24 protein-coding genes are annotated in these 18,604 nt (G+C 40.4%); 12 read left to right on the forward strand and 12 right to left on the reverse strand.

Features of this window, described 5'->3' with window-relative positions; genetic code table 11:
• The coding region (locus F0342_RS19735) for a helix-turn-helix domain-containing protein (protein WP_149157566.1) at positions 1 to 196 on the reverse strand (196 nt) is incomplete at its 3' end.
• Between the two features lie 381 nt (positions 197 to 577).
• Between F0342_RS19735 and F0342_RS19740 the strand changes: the two genes are divergently transcribed.
• Positions 578 to 2,104: a sodium-dependent transporter gene (locus tag F0342_RS19740; RefSeq protein ID WP_149157567.1), complete on the forward strand. Its 1,527-nt coding sequence runs from the start codon at positions 578 to 580 to the stop codon at positions 2,102 to 2,104.
• 1 nt (position 2,105) lies between these two features.
• A complete protein-coding gene (locus F0342_RS19745) occupies positions 2,106 to 2,213 on the forward strand; it encodes a methionine/alanine import family NSS transporter small subunit (protein ID WP_082197501.1) in 108 nt (35 codons plus the stop codon).
• A 48-nt stretch (positions 2,214 to 2,261) separates the two neighbouring features.
• On the opposite strand, the gene F0342_RS19750 is transcribed toward F0342_RS19745, so the two are convergent.
• Positions 2,262 to 3,221, reverse strand: coding sequence for a M23 family metallopeptidase (locus F0342_RS19750; RefSeq protein WP_149157672.1), 960 nt, complete (start codon positions 3,219 to 3,221; stop codon positions 2,262 to 2,264).
• 268 nt (positions 3,222 to 3,489) lie between these two features.
• Here F0342_RS19750 and lipA point away from each other — a divergent pair, with 268 nt between their 5' ends.
• Complete coding sequence (gene lipA, locus F0342_RS19755) at positions 3,490 to 4,407, forward strand: lipoyl synthase (protein WP_149157568.1); 918 nt, start codon at positions 3,490 to 3,492, stop codon at positions 4,405 to 4,407.
• A gap of 125 nt (positions 4,408 to 4,532) precedes the next feature.
• Here lipA and F0342_RS19760 read toward each other — a convergent pair whose 3' ends face one another.
• On the reverse strand, positions 4,533 to 5,249 hold the full coding sequence (locus tag F0342_RS19760) for a YhcN/YlaJ family sporulation lipoprotein (protein ID WP_395940707.1): 717 nt from the start codon (positions 5,247 to 5,249) through the stop codon (positions 4,533 to 4,535).
• 111 nt (positions 5,250 to 5,360) lie between these two features.
• Between F0342_RS19760 and F0342_RS19765 the strand changes: the two genes are divergently transcribed.
• Positions 5,361 to 5,636, forward strand: coding sequence for a YutD family protein (locus F0342_RS19765; RefSeq protein ID WP_113968994.1), 276 nt, complete (start codon positions 5,361 to 5,363; stop codon positions 5,634 to 5,636).
• Positions 5,637 to 5,680: 44 nt separating this feature from the next.
• Here the strand turns inward: F0342_RS19765 and F0342_RS19770 are convergent, their stop codons facing one another.
• Positions 5,681 to 5,983 (reverse strand): cytosolic protein, encoded by a 303-nt coding sequence (locus F0342_RS19770; protein WP_149157570.1) that lies wholly within the window; start codon positions 5,981 to 5,983, stop codon positions 5,681 to 5,683.
• A 74-nt stretch (positions 5,984 to 6,057) separates the two neighbouring features.
• The gene (locus tag F0342_RS19775) at positions 6,058 to 6,327 is read right to left on the reverse strand and encodes a DUF3055 domain-containing protein (RefSeq protein WP_149157571.1); all 270 of its coding nucleotides are present in this window, start codon (positions 6,325 to 6,327) and stop codon (positions 6,058 to 6,060) included.
• Positions 6,328 to 6,461: 134 nt separating this feature from the next.
• Here F0342_RS19775 and F0342_RS19780 point away from each other — a divergent pair, with 134 nt between their 5' ends.
• From F0342_RS19780 to F0342_RS19790, 3 genes are all read left to right on the forward strand, one after another.
• Complete coding sequence (locus F0342_RS19780; RefSeq protein WP_149157572.1) at positions 6,462 to 6,899, forward strand: DUF86 domain-containing protein; 438 nt, start codon at positions 6,462 to 6,464, stop codon at positions 6,897 to 6,899.
• A 126-nt stretch (positions 6,900 to 7,025) separates the two neighbouring features.
• Entirely contained in the window at positions 7,026 to 7,790 is a 765-nt protein-coding gene (locus F0342_RS19785; RefSeq protein WP_149157573.1) for a TIGR01457 family HAD-type hydrolase, read from the forward strand.
• Positions 7,791 to 8,367: 577 nt separating this feature from the next.
• Positions 8,368 to 8,619, forward strand: a complete 252-nt coding sequence (locus F0342_RS19790) for a helix-turn-helix domain-containing protein (RefSeq protein WP_149157574.1) — start codon at positions 8,368 to 8,370, stop codon at positions 8,617 to 8,619.
• Here the strand turns inward: F0342_RS19790 and sda are convergent.
• Together sda and F0342_RS19800 are read right to left on the reverse strand one after the other, a co-directional pair.
• Complete coding sequence (gene sda, locus F0342_RS19795) at positions 8,616 to 8,738, reverse strand: sporulation histidine kinase inhibitor Sda (RefSeq protein ID WP_149157673.1); 123 nt, start codon at positions 8,736 to 8,738, stop codon at positions 8,616 to 8,618. The genes F0342_RS19790 and sda overlap by 4 nt on opposite strands.
• Positions 8,739 to 9,061: 323 nt before the next feature.
• The gene (locus F0342_RS19800) at positions 9,062 to 9,562 is read right to left on the reverse strand and encodes a phosphatidylglycerophosphatase A family protein (protein ID WP_113968983.1); all 501 of its coding nucleotides are present in this window, start codon (positions 9,560 to 9,562) and stop codon (positions 9,062 to 9,064) included.
• A gap of 282 nt (positions 9,563 to 9,844) precedes the next feature.
• On the opposite strand from F0342_RS19800, the gene yutH reads away from it, so the two are divergent.
• The gene (yutH, locus tag F0342_RS19805) at positions 9,845 to 10,846 is read left to right on the forward strand and encodes a spore coat putative kinase YutH (RefSeq protein ID WP_149157575.1); all 1,002 of its coding nucleotides are present in this window, start codon (positions 9,845 to 9,847) and stop codon (positions 10,844 to 10,846) included.
• Positions 10,847 to 10,937: 91 nt separating this feature from the next.
• Positions 10,938 to 11,900 (forward strand): 2-hydroxyacid dehydrogenase, encoded by a 963-nt coding sequence (locus F0342_RS19810; RefSeq protein WP_149157576.1) that lies wholly within the window; start codon positions 10,938 to 10,940, stop codon positions 11,898 to 11,900.
• 47 nt (positions 11,901 to 11,947) lie between these two features.
• Here F0342_RS19810 and F0342_RS19815 read toward each other — a convergent pair whose 3' ends face one another.
• Positions 11,948 to 12,184 carry a NifU family protein gene (locus F0342_RS19815; protein ID WP_034763763.1) on the reverse strand — a complete coding sequence of 79 codons (237 nt, stop codon included), beginning with the start codon at positions 12,182 to 12,184 and terminating at the stop codon, positions 11,948 to 11,950.
• 498 nt (positions 12,185 to 12,682) lie between these two features.
• Here F0342_RS19815 and F0342_RS19820 point away from each other — a divergent pair, with 498 nt between their 5' ends.
• Entirely contained in the window at positions 12,683 to 13,009 is a 327-nt protein-coding gene (locus F0342_RS19820) for a YuzD family protein (protein ID WP_149157577.1), read from the forward strand.
• Positions 13,010 to 13,116: 107 nt separating this feature from the next.
• Here the strand turns inward: F0342_RS19820 and F0342_RS19825 are convergent, their stop codons facing one another.
• Entirely contained in the window at positions 13,117 to 14,184 is a 1,068-nt protein-coding gene (locus F0342_RS19825; protein ID WP_149157578.1) for an NAD(P)/FAD-dependent oxidoreductase, read from the reverse strand.
• Positions 14,185 to 14,469: 285 nt separating this feature from the next.
• On the opposite strand from F0342_RS19825, the gene F0342_RS19830 reads away from it, so the two are divergent.
• Entirely contained in the window at positions 14,470 to 14,751 is a 282-nt protein-coding gene (locus F0342_RS19830) for a YuzB family protein (protein WP_149157579.1), read from the forward strand.
• Between the two features lie 96 nt (positions 14,752 to 14,847).
• On the opposite strand, the gene F0342_RS19835 is transcribed toward F0342_RS19830, so the two are convergent.
• Entirely contained in the window at positions 14,848 to 15,546 is a 699-nt protein-coding gene (locus tag F0342_RS19835; RefSeq protein ID WP_149157580.1) for a DUF2225 domain-containing protein, read from the reverse strand.
• Between the two features lie 217 nt (positions 15,547 to 15,763).
• Between F0342_RS19835 and F0342_RS19840 the strand changes: the two genes are divergently transcribed.
• Positions 15,764 to 16,126, forward strand: a complete 363-nt coding sequence (locus F0342_RS19840; protein WP_148995260.1) for a HesB/IscA family protein — start codon at positions 15,764 to 15,766, stop codon at positions 16,124 to 16,126.
• Between the two features lie 49 nt (positions 16,127 to 16,175).
• On the opposite strand, the gene F0342_RS19845 is transcribed toward F0342_RS19840, so the two are convergent.
• Together F0342_RS19845 and F0342_RS19850 are read right to left on the reverse strand one after the other, a co-directional pair.
• The gene (locus tag F0342_RS19845) at positions 16,176 to 16,820 is read right to left on the reverse strand and encodes an SDR family oxidoreductase (RefSeq protein ID WP_149157581.1); all 645 of its coding nucleotides are present in this window, start codon (positions 16,818 to 16,820) and stop codon (positions 16,176 to 16,178) included.
• 279 nt (positions 16,821 to 17,099) lie between these two features.
• A complete protein-coding gene (locus F0342_RS19850; protein WP_149157582.1) occupies positions 17,100 to 18,098 on the reverse strand; it encodes an NAD(P)/FAD-dependent oxidoreductase in 999 nt (332 codons plus the stop codon).
• Positions 18,099 to 18,604 lie beyond the last annotated feature (506 nt).

The following is an 18,604-nucleotide window of genomic DNA, read 5'->3' on the forward strand; positions in this document are numbered from 1 at the left end:
AAGAATATTGTTTACCAAGAGGTTGAGCAAAACGATGAGCCTCACCATTCTTGAACCATTTCACCCAGGTCTTAATCTGAGATCGATTCTTAATCCCGAACATCTCCATTAGCTCTTGATTTGAATGTTTACCTTCTAATTTTAAACGGACAACTTCTTTCTTAACTTCTTCTGGATAGGACATTTTATTACCCATAGAAAAAACACCTCCAAATGTAAATGAATTATTTACTACTTGAAGGTGTTTTATTCAGTCTCATATTATTAGGTCTCTCTACATTGGCTTCTGGTTTTTTATTATGCATTCGTACTTGATGTTAGGTATTTATTAAAAACCCGTGATGGTATCCCAAAACCCAACTAAATCTTTCCGATCATCAATCCTTCATGTTTCGACAAAATCCTTATAGTGAAATAGTACCTGCTCCAATTTTAAAAAATCTCTTTAAAAGCTTCAAAATAGCTTTGACAATTGGCGTGGAACTAGCTATACTGACTTTAGATTATAAATAATCTGAAAATATAAAAATTTCAAATACCTTATTATGGTAGTTGGAAAGAACTAGGGGGGACCAACATGGAGAAACGTGCCCAGTTTGGAACACGAGCAGGATTTATTTTAGCTGCTGTCGGGTCAGCAATCGGTTTGGGAAACATATGGCGTTTTCCAGCAGTAGCGTATGAAAATGGTGGAGGAGCATTCTTTATTCCTTATTTATTCGCTCTTCTTACAGCAGGTATTCCATTATTAGTGCTTGAATTTACGTTAGGTCATAAGTACCGTGGGTCGGCACCACTATCTTATTTCCGTCTCAATAGGAAATTTGAGTGGCTTGGCTGGTGGCAAGTATTAATCGCATTTGTCATCTCTACCTATTATGCCGTCATTATCGCATGGGCGATGTCGTACAGTGTATTTTCTTTCAATTTAGGTTGGGGGAAGGATACAGAGTCATTCTTATTCAACGACTATTTGAAGCTTACGGTTGATCCTGGTCAGACAGGAAGTATCGTTCCTGGAGTATTCATTCCACTTGTACTAGTATGGGTGATTACATTAGGAATTCTTTTCAAAGGTGTAAAGAAGGGAATAGAAGTAGCGAATAAGATCTTTATTCCGGCACTAGTTATTTTATTCTTAATAATTGTTGTTCGCGCTTTAACATTGCCTGGAGCATTGGATGGTTTAGACGCTTTCTTCAAACCGGATTTCAGCAAAATAGCTGACCCTGGTGTTTGGGTAGCGGCATATGGACAAATTTTCTTCAGTTTATCCATTGCGTTTGCGATTATGATTACGTACTCCAGTTACCTTCCGAAAAAATCGGATATTACAAATAATGCATTCATCACAGGTTTCAGTAACTCAGGGTTCGAATTACTTGCAGGTATTGGGGTATTTGCTGCTCTAGGTTTCATGGCTCATTCTCAAGGTGTAGGAGTGCAGGAAGTAGTAAGCGGTGGAGTTGGATTGGCGTTTGTGGTATTCCCGCAAATCATTAACGAATTCCCGGCTCTTAACGGTTTATTCGGCTTCCTGTTCTTTGCTTCCCTGGTGTTAGCAGGACTATCATCACTCATCTCGATTACAGAAACGTATGTAGCAGGGGTTTCTGAGAAGTTCGGAATTTCCCGTACGAAAGCGGTTCTATTCGGTGGAGGTCTTTCTGCGATCATCTCAATCTTATTTGCCACTCAGGGCGGATTACTCTTCCTGGATGCGGCAGATTACTTTATCAACCAGTTTGGTGTAGCATTCGTGGGATTAGTTGAAGTAGTAGTGATTGCCTGGTTCCTGCGTAAGTTAGGTGCTTTCCAATCTCACGCTAATGGAATCTCGGATATTCAGCTTGGTGCCTGGTGGAAGGTATGCTTAGGTGTCATCACACCAATCGTTCTAGGGTGGATGATGTTCGGCTTATTCAAAATGAATTTATTAAGAGAATTTGAAACTGAAACCGGGAACTATGGAGGTTACTCAGATGCCTTCATCCTTTACAGTGGATGGTTTGTTGCAGGATTCGCGATCCTTGCAGGTGTTGCCTTCTCATTCAAACGCTGGCATGCCAAAACAGAAGCTGATAGCTATAAGGAGGTAAGCTAACATGACAGGTAGCGCTATTACAATGATGGTTGTAGGAATGGTCATCATCTGGGGTGGATTAGCAGCTAGTATCATGAACGCTGTTTCCAAATCCAAAAAACAGGTATAAAGAGTAAAAAGATGAAGCAGACGATGGATTAAACCATTGTCTGCTTTTTTAACGTTTTTTGCTTTTGATTCTATCTTGACGCTCCCACATTCGTAAGTGAGGGTAAGGGTCAAAGGACCATTCCGTCAAACCATTATCCTTGTACATTCCGTAATGCAGATGAGGAGGGAACTTCCCTGATGTTCCAGGGGGGCCGTATCCAGAGCTCCCGACACCGCCAATAACCATTCCCGGTTCCACCACTTGACCTATATGAAGATCTTTAGAGAAACCACTAAGGTGGGCAAAATAATGATACGTATTATTAATGTCCCGAATGCCGATACGCCAGCCTCCATATCGGTTCCATCCTTTCATCTCAATGATTCCATACGATGTTGCTCTTACAGGTACACCATAATCAGCAAAGAGGTCCGTCCCTTCGTGAATACGTCTTCCTCCCCAACCACGGGCATCACCCCAAGTGTTTCGGTAACTGTAGTTGAATCTGAGGGGAAGGGGGAAGGCTTTCTGGTTTAAATGGATGGTCCCGTATTGTTTATAGATTTTTGCATTTCCCATGATGATACTGACCGTTTTATCACGTTTGTAATAGTCCCACAGAGCAAGCTTGAAATTATCCCGGTCAATTCCGTACCGTAATATAAAATCTGTCAAAGCAGCAAGTATATCTTCATCACTCTTCAGGCTGGCTTTTCCATCGAAGTCTCCATCCCGGCCTATCCCGTTGAATAGGGCTATCGTTTCAGGATTGTCATCTTCCTGGTTAGGATTCAGTGGGCCGATCCATTTTTCCGGCTCCATATAGATCGATATAAGTGAAGAGGGCTTTTCCCTATCTTTGCGGGCAAACCGTAGACTGCGTTCGTACTGATCAACAGCGGCAAGATAGTACCAGGGAATATGAGTCAGAGCCTCGCTTTTCTGAAATAACTCCATCCTTTTCGTGTGAATCTGTTCGTCTGTCAGCTTTTCTGCAGCAAAGGTTTGACAAGGGCTTATCAACATGCAAAAAGCCACAAAGGCTAAGACCAATCGTTTGTTCAAAATAATCCCTCCATTTTTAGGGGTCTACTTCTAGTTTGTATCGTTCATCGGGATTCATAATCATCAATAAATGGTAATAGGGTATCACATGCTTGTTTTCACTTTTTTAGTATGATAAAGTGACAAAAGGAGTATATTGATGATGGCTTTTTTTACATAAGATGAACGATTTAGAAAGCGTTTCACTCTTTGCCTAAGTCAGAATTATTTAGGATTGGAGATGAGGGGTATGAGTAAGAAAGATGAACACATTCGTAAACCGGATTGGCTTAAAATTAAGCTGAATACGAATGATAACTATATGGGCTTGAAGAAAATGATGCGCGAAAACAACCTTCACACTGTATGTGAAGAGGCTCGTTGCCCTAATATTCATGAATGTTGGGGAACTAGAAGAACAGCTACATTCATGATTCTTGGAGATATTTGTACACGAGCATGCCGTTTCTGCGCAGTAAAGACAGGCCTTCCAACTGAATTAGATCTGAAAGAACCAGAACGCGTTGCAGATTCTGTTCAATTAATGAACCTGAAGCACGTAGTTATTACAGCTGTTGCACGTGATGACCTGAAAGATGGTGGATCGCATGTATTTGCTGAAACGGTTCGTGCCATTCGTCGTAAGAGCCCGTTTACTTCCATAGAAGTATTACCATCCGATATGGGTGGAGTTTTCGATAATATCAAGACATTGATGGATGCACAGCCAGACATCATGAACTACAATGTCGAAACCGTTCGTCGCTTGACTCCAAGAGTTCGTGCCCGAGCTACTTATGATCGCACATTGGAATTCCTGCGTCGTGCAAAAGAATTAAATCCGGAAATCCCAACAAAATCAAGTATCATGGTTGGTCTTGGGGAAACGAAGGAAGAAATTCTTGAAACAATGGATGATCTGCGTGCAAATCATGTTGATATTGTGACTTTAGGTCAATACCTGCAACCATCTAAGAAGCACTTGAAGGTACAGAAATATTATCACCCTGATGAGTTTGCTGAACTACGTGAAGCAGCGATGGAAAAAGGCTTCAGTCACTGTGAAGCAGGACCACTCGTTCGTTCTTCCTACCATGCAGATGAGCAAGTTAATGCAGCTGCCAAAGCAAGACAAGCAGCCGGTGAGCAAGAAGTTCAAAAGGCATAATTTTCATATATAAAAGGACTGACTTGAAGGAGAAGATCTCTAACAGTCAGTCCTTTTTGTAGCAAAGAGTATGACATGAGACGCAAATCCTGCAAGGTATGATGCCTGTCTCTACTGTCTTCTATTTAATCGACATTATTTGTGTTATCTATTCGCTTTTGGCGGTCTTTATTGATTTTGTGGACATCGTCATCCTGCATCTCGTATTTCTCAGATGTCATTTCACCATTTGGATTTTCACCTGCGTCTACATTTCTTCCCTGAGGAGAATCCTGCAGCATAAGGTTGATGGTATCATCAATGGCTGTGTTGGCATTACGGCTATCGCTATCCATTTTTGCCAGGTTTTCTACATTGCGCATCAGGCTCTTGTCATCGGTCACATATACATGGTACCAACGGGGAATAACCGACATGGCTGTTTTCTTTACTTGGTCGGCTACTTCAAAGCGGCCATCTTTATCCTTTTTGTCCGTTACGTATGAAATCAGCACTTCTTCATCAGTGACAAGAGTGGAACAATCCTTGACGCCTGGAAGTGAGACACTCATTTTGCTGATTGAGTCGGCTACTTGTTCTCGATTAATGCTGTACATATCCTTTGTGGAAATGGTTTGACCACCTGTGGGACTTTTCTGTTGGCGAACATAGCCGAAATCCTCACCGCGGTGAGCTCCTTTTTTCGTCCAACTATTTTCGTTGTACAGGTCCTCCCGGTCATTCACGTTAATGGTATTTCCATTGTCGTGATACATTTCTTCATTGGCCGTGTCAATTCCATCACAAGCAGTTCCGATTAGTGCAATACTCAGTACAGTTGTACCCAGAATGAATTTATTCAAGTTAAACACCCCCTATTTGATAGGGTGACCATGTCTTATGACAATTTTTCATAGTAATTAATGGACAATCCGTTATAATTTAAGATAAGGAAATGAAAGTGGGTGGACAAGATGATTTGTGTGCAGAATACATGCTACGAAATCGTTGAGGAATTTAGAGACGGATTCAACGAGGAAGCATTTAAGGAAAGATATAGCGACATCTTAAGTAAATACGACTTTATCCTTGGGGATTGGGGATATGGTCAGCTTCGCTTAAAAGGATTCTTTGATGATCATAATCAAAAAGCCTCTTTTGACACAAAGGTGAGTACACATAAGGATTACTTGTATGAATACTGTAATTTTGGCTGCGCTTATTTTCTTGTGAAAAAAGTCAATAAATAATGGTGATAAAGGAACAAACAGTCCAGTTTGTTCCTTTTGTTATATTACTTATTTTCAGTATATGGAGGTTCTTCATTCACATCGGGATCTGCATGAACAGGGTGTGATCCAGGCTCCTGACGTGGGATATCCTGATGAAGTGATTTATTTTCATAGTTGAAAGCACTGTAATATCGCTGTCCTTCTTTCCAAGGAGTGCTTTTGTTCTCAACGGGAGTATGCTTTCCTCGGGGAGAGCCATATGGCCCTTCTGGCAATGTTTCTGGCAGGACAAAGTTGCGGTATGTTTCAACGTTGGAAAAATCACTATATACTTCTTCTTCCTTGTCTCTTGGTTCTTTACTCATATATCTCCCACCTTTCATACTTGTAGTATGTGAGAGTGGGGTGGACTTCATTCTTAATAGTGCGCTGTTAACGACTACATAATGATTTCTCCTAGGAAGTCCCTCAATTCATCGGCTTCTTCCTCCGTTAGCTTGAATACACTCTCCACATATCCAGGTTCATCAAGGTCATCCCTGCCGACGATCGCAAATCGACTGCCTTGAAGGTCTAATACTAAAGATTTCCCGTAATAGCGATCTGTTTGTGTAATTGCTAAGTCGTACCGCTGATTTTCTCCCATAAAACTCACAAAGCGTGTTTTTGTATGTTCTGTATCATCGTATAAATAAAATCGTTCACTCATGACGATGTCCTCCTCTTTTTTTGCTTATCTCATCATAACAAACTGAGCTGAGAAATGCAGGATGTATCTGTATGACAGTGAGGGAAATATGTTAAAATAAAGGGGAGGATATCGTTCATAGAGAGGGGTGCACCATGTATTTCGTAGATAGAGAAAAGATAGAGGAAATATTATTGTATATGAATGAGCAGTTAAAGACTGTTAGTGAACATGACCAATGGGGCGGGACATTAGAAAAATTAGCTTTGGAGCGAATGACTCATACGATTATTGAATCTGTACTCGATGTAGGAAACAGTATGATAGACGGTTTCATTATGAGAGATCCAGGAAGCTATGAGGATATTATTGATATACTTCTGGATGAAAAGGTAATTTGTGAAAAAATGAGTGAGGATCTTAAACGACTTGTTGCAGAGCGTAAGGTTCTTGTTCAAGAGTATACAGCCATTCATCATGAGCAATTACATACGATTTTAAACGAGGTATTCCACTCATTAGAGAAGTTTCCCCAACAGGTTCGCAGCTACCTTGAAAATGAACTGGGACCTGTGTCTGCATTTAAAAATTAATCAGCATTTGACAGCGCTTTCTTCATAGGAAGCGTTTTGTTTTATTTATGGAATACATTTTACCGGAAATAGCAAAGGCAGTACCGGTATTTGGACATACTATACACAAGCATATGGAGGTATACAATGAAAGAATATAAAGGTTACTTAATTGATTTAGATGGAACAATGTATAAAGGAAAAGAGAAAATCGAAGAAGCAGGAGATTTTGTTAAACGATTACAAGAAAAGGGATTACCTTATCTGTTTGTCACCAATAATTCTTCGAGAAGACCGGAACAGGTTGCGGAAAAATTGCAGTCATTTGATATCCCTGCCACGAAGGAACAGGTATTTACTACTTCAATGGCGACAGCTCAATATATGGCGAAGAAAAAGCCAAATGGAACGGCATATGTCATCGGTGAAGAAGGAATCCGTTCGGCACTGGAAGAGAACGGCATCACTCTTCAGGATGAGAAACCTGATTTCGTGGTAGTGGGGATTGATCGTGATATTAATTATGAGAAGCTATCTCTCGCTTGTTTAGGTGTGAGAAATGGAGCTACCTTTATTTCAACCAATGGAGATATCGCGATTCCGACTGAAAGAGGGTTGCTTCCAGGGAACGGTTCCCTTACGTCAGTTGTCACAGTCTCCACACAAACTGAACCGGTCTTTATCGGGAAGCCTGAATCGATCATTATGGAGCAGGCGCTATCAGTATTAGGGGTGCCTAAGAAAGATACGTTAATGGTTGGGGATAATTATGATACAGATATATTAGCCGGGATAAACGCCGGACTTGATACACTGCTTGTTCATACAGGTGTAACAACCAAAGAAGCTTTGAGTTCGAAGCATATTCAGCCAACCTATACAATTGAAACGTTGGATGAATGGGATATATAATAAAAAGTGGGGGCGTATTTATAGCCTCCACTTCCTCTAAACCCTTCTTAGTACTCAAATAAAAAAATGTCTTAAATTAGTAACATATTCATAATAGACAACCCTCGTTCGTATAAGTAAAATAGAACTAGTGTTAAAAGATGTAATCAAAATACTATTTATACTTAAGGACCTTTGTAATGGTCTTTTTTACTACTATCTATGCCTCTATAGATAGTGGGTGTGTATAATAATAGCAGGAACGAAAATTATACTCCTAAAGTATTATGTGTTTTTTCCTCTAACTAACTTTTCCAATACACATATTTGAGTACTCAGAAGGACTAGGAAGACAGGATTTGAAAAATAATAAGAATATAAAGATTTTTCTTGAAAAATATTACGAAATGAAGTGTAAAGGTATGCAACAAGGGTAAACATCTAAGATAGTAGGGAACTATTAGCATTGATACCTTTTCAATTTCTAACTATTCTTTACGAATGCAAGCAACTTTAAGAATGAAAGTCACTGTTTCTTAATTGATTTTCGAAACATTCCACGTCATTTCTAAAGAATTTTTAAAAGGGTAGTGAGGTAATGAGTATCACAGTTACAGGACTTGTCGGAAAGAAAATAAGGCACCATAGAAGAGCAAAAGAGATCACCATACAAGAATTAAGTCACAAATGTGGATTAACGGTTAATTATATTTCGTTGATTGAAAAGGGAGAGGCGAACCCGTCCCTGAACAAGCTGAATGCCATCGTGTGTGCTTTGGACATACAGTGGGAAGACATCATGCCGACTTGCGAGGAACACGAAGACATCTACAACCAAACGATTCTTTAATGAACTAATTTTCTCTTTTTAATTTCTTGTTCGATCAGAATGATAAATTCATTACTGAGTTTTAACTGTTTTGCTTTCTTATAGACATCAATAAGGGATTGGTCACTTAGAATACGGATAGGATTTCACCTCAATTATTCTTCGTATGTAGTATGTGAAATTCTGTCGAATCTAATAAAAGTGATTGCCTTTATCTGGTGTTTGTTCATTCATTCAGAAGTCTTGTTACAACTATATTGATGTTAATTACAACTATAGTTGTAATTATATAAAACTATTCATCGATGTGCAATAATAAAGTTAGTTAAAAGGATCTATTTATATGTAGTATGTAATCTTTTAGGGAATACAGTATGATTATTTTGTTAGCGTATTTATCCACTTCTTCTATCACTAAAAAATCAGACGACCCATGTCGTCTGATTTGGATACTTATTCAACCTCATTCTGCGCATTTCGCCCTGTGTGCCAAACGACTGGAAGCAGCCGCTGCAATAGCTCCGACAATATCATCCAGGAAGGTATGACACATACCAGATGATTTATCATTTAGCCTCTCCAGAATTCCAGGTTTTTGCTTGTCGATATATCCGTAGTTTGTAAATCCGATCGATCCATATACATTCACAATCGAAAAGGCCAGGATTTCATCCACACCGTATAGTCCTTCATCTACTTCAATAATCGCTTGAAGCGGTTCTTCAAGCATCTTTTTTTCAGCCAATATATCAAGTTGAATACCTGTCAGAATCGCATTCTGTACTTCTCGCTTCGTTAACACACGTTCAACATTATAGACGCATTCCTTTAGTTCAAGATCAGGATGATATTTTTGTTGAAGGTACATGACCAATTGAGCGATATCTTCAATCTCCACTCCTCTTTCATGCAGCCATTTACGTGCCGTTTTCTCTAATAAATCCATTGATTCTTTATCCTTCATCCTATTCACCTTTTCCTTGAAAGATTATAAAACCCCTATTTCGATTAGACGAAGCCTTGTTTTACACATATGATTCCTATTTAAAAAATAGACATAATAATAGCTCCTACTCTCATTCTTGCCCATCTCCAGTTTCAGATATTCATAAATGTCTTTAAAGGTTATATTCATATAATGTGTGTCCTTCAAAGTGAAGGAAAATGACAATATGAAAAGAATTTCTTTGACACAGGTCACCCTGCAAAAAAAGAAAAACGGTCACTTTAGATAGGAGAGATCAACATGTCTCAAGAAATATTAATCAATCATTTTGGATTGCATCCAGAGCGGGCATTCTTTGATGGAATGATGAATCGCTATTTGGTTGGGGGGTTAGTATATAGTATTGTCGGCGTAACGAATATGGAACAAGAAACCTTAGTGGAACTCTACAAATTGGCAGGGCACCTTAAAAGTCAGGGGGATCGCCATGTTTCAACCTTCGTCCCTAACAACGAAGGAAGATTTCTTGTTGTAGAAAAAGATAAAGACTTTGTGGTGCTGCGAAATGAAAGCATCCAATCCCCCCCGGATAAAAAGCTGGGAAGAAAGTTAAGCAAATTCCATTTCAGGGGACGGACCTTTGAAGAAAAGGTGGAGAAAATAAATCGTATGGGCCAGTGGAAGAGTCTGTGGGAAAAGCGGCTGGCCCAGTTAGAGAAAGCGTACTATCAGGTTATCCAGGATCAGCCTGCTGATGAGTTTGAGCGTCGTTTTGTTGAGAGCTATCCATATTACAGTGCTTTGTCAGAAAACGCCATTCAGTACTTGGTAGATACGGAGCTTGATGAGGACCCGGAGCAAGAGGATGCAGGCACAATTTGCCATGAACGTTTTCTTCAATCCACATGGGGGACTGAGGTGTGCATTCATTTTCCGTTTCAGTGGGTGTTCGATCACTGCAGCCGGGACATAGCGGAGTGGGTGAGAGAAAGATATTTCATGAGAAGCCAAACGTTTCATCCTGAGCTTCAGGAATTTATGAGAGAGTATGAATCCATTACCCCACTTTCACCATTCTCATGGAGACTGTTGTATTCACGACTTCTGTTCCCCCTTCATTATTTCGAATGCATCGAGGAATATTATATTTCAGATTCTGAGCAGAAGAAGAAGGTAGTAGAAGAGAAGCTGGAGAACTATCTGAAAAATTCTCATCAATATGAGTCATTTCTGTCCGACTTTTATCATATGTCCGAAGTTCCGGTGAAAAAATGGGGAATTCCCCTTGTTGCATGGCTTTAAACTATCAATGTCTTCGCAGACTTTACTCCCCCTCTATACCTTCACTTTTATGCTAAACTGAAGGAAAGTGAAGTGAAGGTAGGGGATACATATGAAGCCATCCATATACATTACGAGAAAATTGCCTGAATCAGTGATTACACCATTGCAGAGCGAATTTGAAGTCGACATGTGGGAACATGGGGATGTTCCGGTGCCAAGGGATATTCTACTCCGTAAAGCAGAGAGAGCTACTGCTTTACTTACTATGCTATCGGACCGGATAGACAAGGAGCTATTGCAGAAATCTCCTTCTTTGAAGGTCGTGGCCAATCTTGCGGTGGGCTATGACAATATAGACCTTAAAGCGGCAAAGGAATTTGGCGTAACCATTTGCAACACGCCGGATGTCCTAACGGAAACTACGGCTGACTTAACCTTTGCTCTGTTAATGGCGACGGCAAGACGAATCGTTGAAGCGGATCGCTATATTAAAGAAGGAAAGTGGCAAAGCTGGTCACCCCTTCTTCTTTCCGGCATGGATATTCATCACAAAACCATTGGAATCGTCGGAATGGGAAGCATCGGTGAAGCGGTAGCCAGAAGAGCCAAGGGATTCAATATGAATGTTCTTTATCATAATCGTTCCAGGAAGCACAAAGCGGAAAGAGCACTTGGAGTACAATATTCAACATTTGAAGACCTTTTAATCCAGTCGGATTTCGTTGTTGTACTTGCTCCACTGAATGCGGGAACAAAAGGAATGTTCCAGGAAGAACAATTCACTAGAATGAAAAAAACAGGAATTTTCATCAATGCAGCTCGTGGCGCGATTGTAAATGAAGAGGCATTAGAAAAAGCATTGAAGAGGGGTGACATTGCAGGTGCCGGATTGGATGTATTCGAAGAAGAGCCGATTGATGCCGATCATCCTCTTCTTGCATTAAATCAAGTTGTCGCCATCCCCCATATCGGCAGTTCATCGAAAGAAACGCGTTATGAAATGATGGCCTTATGCGTGGAGAACATTCAGGCAGTTTTAAAAGGAGATCAACCGAAGACGGAAGTACAATGAAAAAAGCCTAAATCCGATGAAGGATTTAGGCTTTAACGTGAATTGAATTAGAATACTTGCTCTACTTCAACGATACCTGGAACTTCTTCCACTAAAGCGCGTTCGATCCCTGCTTTTAGCGTGATTGTTGAACTTGGGCAGCTTCCACAAGCACCTAGAAGACGTAATTTAACGATTCCGTCTTCAACGTCCACTAGTTCACAGTCTCCACCATCGCGAAGTAGGAACGGACGTAATTTATCTAATACTTCCTGAACTGGTGCAATCATTTCGTTTTCAGCCATAATTATCTACTCCTTTCCTTACTCTCTATTATAATGACATATTCACAAAAAATCTATCAACCTGCAAACTATTGGGAATTTCTTTTTTGGGAATGGTTTATTACGGAAATCCCACTGACTTTGAGTAACTCCAAGAAAAGTGAAATTACCATGAGTGTAGTGTAAAAACATGGACCGTTCCTTTCCGCTCCAGGCACTTCCTTTCCTCTACTTCCCGCAGGAGTCAAGTGCCTTCCGCTACAATCCACTCTGTGCTTCTAATTTTCAGGTATTTTTGAATCTCGGAAAACTTCACATTGTCGATACGACCCATATCAAGCTTCCCCAGTGTTACCCCAATAGACCTATGTCAGTCAATTCTCTTCAGGGAGAATCAGTTTTTTTACATGGGTTTGTCCTTAATAACGAAATGAAAACTAAAATTCACATATTATCGTTCCAACCAGGCTGCTTTTTTTGTAAAATAAACAAGAGAGGGAAAACAAAGGGGAGAGGGAAATGAATCGTAAACCTGTTGAGCTTTACGTATATGGGGCAGAAATACTTTGTCCAAGCTGCGTGAATTTACCATCATCGAAAGAAACGTACGAATGGCTTGAGGCTGCTGTCAGTCGAAAGTATCCAAACCAGCCCTTCGTGATTAAATATGTAGATATTCACAATCCTCCTGAAGATGAAGTCGTAAAGCAATTTGCTTCAAAAGTGATCGAAGAGGATATGTTTTATCCGATTGTCCTGTTAGAAGGAAATATTGTCGGCGAAGGGAATCCCCGTCTAAAAACGATTTACTCTGAGCTTGAAAAGTATGGGTATAAAGCGGTTTAATTGGTGGGGATTGAAAAAGGCTTTTCTGATTGGGTTAATTTTTTTTCAATGGTTATAGAGCTGCACCCAAAAAAAAGAACCGCACCCAATCGCGGTTCTTTTTTACATCATCCATTATGATACTTATACATCCACAACACACCGGATTTCAACAATCGAGCGACACGACCTGTAATGGAGCGCTCGTTTACCAGGCCGAAACCATGTTTCTTTCCGAGTGAACCAAGAATTCCTTTTAGTTTGATCTTAGGTAATTCGGCAGGGAGCTCTTCGTTTTTCCAACGTTTAAGTAAAACTGTCACGATTTGTTCTGCTTGTCCCTCAGCTAGTTGAGCACTTGGAGCTTGAGGAAGACTTGCGCAGTCACCAACCACGTACACATTTTCATCCTGTGGCAGGTTATGATACTTTGTCAGAATGACGCGACCGCTAGCATCTTTTTCAACATCCATATCACGAACGACTTTACTTGGTTGAATCCCCGCCGTCCAGACGATGGCATCGCAGAAAATCTGTTCTTCATGGTTATGAAGGGTGTTTGGCTCCACTTTTGTAATATTCGAGCCATTGACAATGCCTACATCATTCTCATCGAACCAACTGTGAACATAAGAGCTTAGACGTTCAGGGAAGGCATTGAGAATGCGGGGGCCGCGATCGAATAATTTAATTTTCAGATCAGAACGGCTTTCACGAAGCTCACTCGCAAGCTCTATGCCGCTTAAACCGGCTCCAACGATTCCTACGATGGAACCAGCCGGAAGGTTACATAGGGTTTGGTAGGTCTTACGGGACTTTTCAATCGTTTGAATGGAATACGTATGTTCATCTGCACCAGGTACATTATGATATTTATCCTCACAACCAAGTCCAATGACTAGATCATCGTAAGGCACTGGGTCTTGATCTTTCATATGGACGAGTTTGTTCTCCATATCGACTCCGGAAATATCTCCGTACACATAGGATAAACGGGCATGTTCCGGGAATGATACGCGTACATGTTGATCTGAAATCGTACCAGCGGCTAAAGCATAGTATTCCGTCTTAAGGCAGTGGTAAGGATTTCGATCAATCAGGGTAATCGATACATCTTCAGGTAATTGGTTGGGTAGTAAGCGAAGAAGAACGCGCATGTTCCCATATCCTCCGCCAAGCAGCACTAATTGTTTCATGAAAAATTTCCCCTTTTTTGCACTCTACATTATGAATGAAATAGTGTGTTTGTATGTGATTTATATCCCATAAATAGTATGGGACGGGATTGAAAGGACTTTCACGTCGAAACGGGTCCTGAAAAAGTAAGCATTTTCAATATGAAGCATAATTCGCGCAATTATTACATTAGTAAACCTATTAACATTAAAAGTATATCGAAATAGTGGCGTTTTCACAACAGAAATAAGCGAAAATGTTCACAATCTGTTATACCATTACATGGAATCAAATGATTGACGATAATGAGAAAAAAAGATAGCATAACAAAGAGTAGTGAGGTGATAGAATTGAAACCAATTATAGAATTTTGTATAAGCAATCTTGCTAGTGGTGCGCAAAAAGCGCTTGAGATATTAGAGAGAGACCCAAACCTTGATGTCATTGAGTATGGATGCCTGGGTTACTGCGGAAAATGCGCCCAATCCTTTTATGCTCTCGTCAATGGGGAAGTCGTAACAGGGGATACACCCGAAGAGCTGGTGGATCATATCTATCAATTTCTTGAAGATAATCCGATGTTCTAAAGAAAAGCTGGTCTTGTGACTGGCTTATTTTTTTGTTTTTAACTGTGTATGTGTTCTGAAATGTAAAGAAACCAGTGGATTGACCACTAGTTTCTTTTACAAAGACTTTGCTTCTTTATAACGATTCCGTATTTCGTACCAGCTCTCTCTGGCCATTTCAACAATCTTCGGTTCGGTGGAGAGATGCTGTTTACTAATGACTTTAGATAAATAAGCGACCGACTCCTCGATTTTATCCTGTCTTCTCAATAATTCCGCGATGATATACAGGAGTTTAGTTTCGGACATCAAAGAACCTGATACGCCATCTGTCAAATAGGCATCAATGTATTCATGAGTAGCAAGGTTAATGAATCGTCTTTCCTGTTCTTTTTCTTGGGTCTTTCGATAAAGCCAGGCTGTCCGGAGATATAACCCTGCTATTGTCATCTTTTTCTCCTTTTTAATAAGGCCACAGTAGGCAGCTAATTTATATGTATTAATACCATCGTCATATGATCTCAGTTTTCCATAATCCTGTGGCTGCCAGTGCAGGCTGATTTTCTTTTCCAGATCTGCTTTGAGAACAGGAGGTATGTATGCTGTGAAGTCATCTGTATATGAAAATCCACACTTTGGACAAACAGAAACATTATAGAGTAAAGGGTTCACTCCATTTGAATCATACAGGGGACAAAAGTCATTGTCGTATCCTACTACCTTCACAAAACGGGATCTGATCCTTTTCGTACTATACGAGTGTTTACACGAAAGACACTGTGTTTTTTTATCATAAAAGGGCGTCACTACCGTCATGAATACCACCTCGTAATCGGGACTATTTTCCTCATTATACCTTGATGGAAGGATAAAGGACCAGTGTTTTTTAATGACGATAAGTAAAAAAGTCACGGTTCATTGATATGAATAAAAAGTTTCCTTCCAATCATTCACCAAAGCCCCTTTGGTTGAGTAGTAAAATAGAAAGGAGTATACTAAGATGTAAGAAATGAAAAGGTTGGGGGTGTAATGAATGAGTGAAGTAGTCATTCTGACAGAAGCCGCGGCCCTTCAGATTAAAGATATGATGAAGGAACATGAGGAAACAGATGCCATGTTGCGAGTAGCGGTTAAAGGGGGAGGCTGTAGCGGTCTTTCTTATGGAATGGGATTTGAACATGAACTTCAAGATGGAGATACAACATTGGAACAGCATGGAATCAAGCTTGTTGTAGCCAAAAATGATGCTGCAATTTTGAACGGTACCAAAATAGATTACAAGCAGTCCATGATGGGCGGCGGGTTTACGATTGATAATCCGAACGCCATCGCATCATGCGGATGCGGATCATCGTTCGTGACGGCGACGAATAAAGGTACGCCGGAGAATTGCTGATAACAAGAGGGACGGACCTCCATTTTGGAGGTCCGTCCCTTTTTCATGATTAATGGATATTTTTTAGCGCTTCTTCGATAGGTGTGTCACCGCTCAGGATTTCGAATATTTTGTAGTTCGTTTCTTCGATGGTCAAGGAGTCGACGAGAACTTTCGCGACATCTTCACGTGATATGTCCCTGCTTTTGTCTTCAATGGAGGTAGAAGCTTCAATTTTTCCTTGCCCTTCATCGAATGAAAGGGAGCCGGGCCGGACGATTGTGAAATTCAGACCGCTTTCCTTCAAGTGGGCATCCGCTGCTCCTTTTGCTTTTAAGTAAAACTGTAGTGAATCCGGGCCGCTTGACGAGTTATCTGCACCCATTGAGCTAAGCATCACAAAGCGCTCAATCCCCATCTTCTTCGCATAGTCTACCGCTTTTTTCGCACCCTCCTGATCGATGGCGAGTGTTTTATCGTCACCAGTAGATCCGCCACTTCCTGCTGCAAAAATAACGGCATTTACATTTTCAAGAGCGTAAGAAAAGTCCTGCTCCAGGTCTGCAACAATCGGTCTTGCCCCTAAGTCTTCCATAGCCTTCGCTTGTTCTGTTTTTCGAATCATGGCTCTCACGAAATGTTGACTGCTGTTTGAAAGTTCTTTCACTATGTGTCGGCCGGTATGACCGTTTGCTCCAATAACCAGTACATTCATGTATCCATCATCCTTAATCTAATTTTTTTATCCTATTATTGGTCTACCCATTCACTGCTGAAATAAACAATTAGAATGGGTCAGTGTGAAAAGGATGGATGTTTAAAGCTGAGGGATGTCTGACACATTATTTCTTCGATTGGATATTCTATTTCATAAGCGTGGGAATCATTTTGCTGTTTTCATTTGGAGTGTACTCTATATGCCCACTGTTGGTTTACATTCAAATAAAAAAAGAGGCTCAGGTATAAATATCCTGAACCTCTCTCATGGTAATCTTTAGTCTGTAAACATGGATGTACTGTGCATCGGCTGGACTCTTGCTTTTGGATCCATATAAGCTTTGGCATTATTAACCGCTGTCGGTGCTTCGCCAAATCCGCTGGCAATGAGCTTGACTTTCCCATCATAGGTACTGATATCACCTGCTGCATAAATGCCTGGAATATTCGTTTCCATTCTCGAGTTAACGACGATTGAATTCTTTTCGATTTCTAGTCCCCAATCTTTAATCGGACCAAGAGATGAAACAAAGCCAAAGTTAACGATCAACTCATCGAGGTCAAGAATCTCCTTCTCATCCCCCTTTGTTTCTTCCAAAATCAGCTGATTGATTTTGTTCTCATCGACAACGAGCTCTGAAGGAACATACGGAGTCTTCAGTGCCACGGTTGAATTGTGCAAATTCTCCACACTATGTTCATGGGCTCTGAACTTATCTCTTCTATGAACGAGGTAGACCTTTTCTGCGATCGGCTCAAGCATAAGGGCCCAGTCAACGGCAGAATCACCACCACCACAAATGACAACTTTCTTGCCTCTGAAATGTTCCAGGTTATCAACAAAGTAATGAAGATTCTTACCTTCAAATTCAGACGCATGCTCGAGTTCCAGACGGCGAGGCTGGAAGGCACCGTTTCCTGCTGTGATGATGATCGTTCTGGAAAAATGAATCTCTTTATCGGTTGTTAGTTTAAACATGCCATCAGCCTGTTTTTCTACACCTTCCACAGCTTGCTCAAGACAAATTGTCGTCTCAAACTTTGCCATCTGCTCTTTTAAATTATTTACAAGATCCTGGGCTTTCACCTTAGGAAAACCGGCAACATCATATATGTATTTCTCAGGATATAGAGTAGCCAGCTGGCCCCCGAGTTGTGGTAAACTTTCAATAATCTTAACTGATGCTTTTCTCATGCCGCCATAGAACGCCGTAAACAAACCTGTAGGACCGCCGCCTATGATCGTAATATCATACACTTTTTGATCTTCCTTCAACTGGATCCCTCCAACAATTAAGATGTATTTCACTTTAATTTATTCTATCACAGAGCCATCGATTCTTCACAATTATTGAAATCATTATTGGAAATAATCAGTCTTTTTGGTGAGTGGTTTTCATACTTTTGGGGGATGGAGACTCATCCGTTTTTCGAGTTGTCCAGCTCCAGCGGCTAGTCCCTCGAGGTCATAAGACGAACCAGCCAAAAAGGCAAAGAACGCCTTTCCGGCTGGTTCGTCTTATGCTTGTCGCCTCTGAACGAGCCGCCTCCGCTTTTCGTTGTATTGTTTAAATATTCTTAAGTTTTCAATTTCCTATATATATCTTGAAAATGCATGGTAAAAAGAATATTATGTAATGTAGGCATAATGTTAAGAATTTATGACAATTCTCGCATAAGTATGTAGTAGTTCGTGAAATACGTCACATACTTTCTTGTTTATCGTTTTTATTTATTTTTCATAAAATACTTTCCTCTTAAATGAAGGAAAACATCTCGTTT

The organism is Bacillus sp. CH30_1T (assembly GCF_008364765.1).
Classification (GTDB): domain Bacteria; phylum Bacillota; class Bacilli; order Bacillales; family Bacillaceae_B; genus Rossellomorea.